The sequence below is a fragment of the Pseudomonas edaphica genome (assembly GCF_005863185.1).
GTDB classification, from domain to species: Bacteria; Pseudomonadota; Gammaproteobacteria; order Pseudomonadales; family Pseudomonadaceae; genus Aquipseudomonas; species Aquipseudomonas edaphica.
This window is the reverse complement of record NZ_VBVZ01001021.1, coordinates 1-1,105: the sequence shown is the minus strand read 5'-3', so window position 1 is coordinate 1,105 and position 1,105 is coordinate 1. Positions and strand designations below refer to the sequence as shown.

General features: G+C 60.1%; 1 protein-coding gene. It reads right to left on the bottom strand.

Annotated elements, in window-relative coordinates:
• Nucleotides 1–83: 83 nt before the first annotated feature.
• Nucleotides 84–974 (bottom strand): 2-hydroxy-3-oxopropionate reductase, encoded by an 891-nt coding sequence (locus FEM54_RS32965; protein ID WP_026013623.1) that lies wholly within the window; start codon nucleotides 972–974, stop codon nucleotides 84–86.
• Between the last annotated feature and the right edge of the window lie 131 nt (nucleotides 975–1,105).

Genomic DNA, 1,105 nt, shown 5'->3' with positions numbered 1-1,105 from the left:
GTCTTTCAGTTAGACATTCATTGCCTGGTACACCGCTATCGCAGGCAAGCCAGCTCCCACATTGGCCTGCATTTCAAATCGAATTACTTATCGCGAATCGAAAAATTCGCCATATGCTCCAACCCTTTGATCAGCGCCGAGTGGTCCCAATTACCGCCACCAATCGCCGTGCACGTGCTGAACACCTGCTGCGTGCCAGCCGTGTTCGGCAGGTTGATCCCCAGCTCCTTGGCCCCGGCCAGCGCCAGGTTGAGGTCTTTCTGGTGCAGGTTGATGCGGAAGCCCGGATCAAAGGTGCCCTTGATCATGCGCTCGCCATGCACTTCCAGGATCTTCGACGAAGCAAACCCGCCCATCAGCGCTTCGCGCACCTTGGCCGGGTCGGCGCCGTTCTTCGATGCGAACAGCAGTGCTTCGGCCACTGCCTGGATGTTCAGCGCGACGATGATCTGATTCGCCACCTTGGCGGTCTGGCCATCGCCATTGCCGCCGACCAGGGTGATGTTCTTGCCCATGGCCTGGAACAGCGGCAGGGCGCGTTCGAACGTCTGCGGCTCGCCACCGATCATGATGCTCAAGGTGCCGGCCTTGGCGCCGACTTCACCGCCGGACACAGGCGCGTCGAGGTATTGCGCGCCGGTTGCATTGATCTTGGCGGCAAAGGCCTTGGTGGCGGTGGGGGAGATCGAACTCATGTCGATCACTACTTTGTTGGGTGACAGGCCGGCGGCAACACCGTCGGCGCGGAACAGCACATCGTCCACCTGTGGGGTGTCGGGCACCATCACGATGATGAACTCGGCTTCCTGGGCGACTTGCTGCGGGTTGGCCAGGGCCACGGCACCCGCCGCGATCAGGGCTTCGGGCGCCTTGCCGTGATGCTCGGACAGAAACAGTTGGTGGCCGGCCTTTTGCAGGTTGGCGGCCATGGGTTGGCCCATGATGCCGGTGCCGATAAATCCGATTTTAGCCATGATCAACATCCTCTTTTTATTCTAGGTGCAGGGCGGACACGGTCCACCAAACACTGAAGATCCAAATGTGGGAGCTGGCTTGCCTGCGATGGCATCACCCGGTTTTGCCTGATACACCGCAGTGTCTGCAT

Coding starts and splice junctions, on each gene's coding strand:
- FEM54_RS32965 (WP_026013623.1), bottom strand. CDS start 974: ATGGCTAAAATCGGATTTATCGGCACCGGCATCATGGGCCAACCCATG.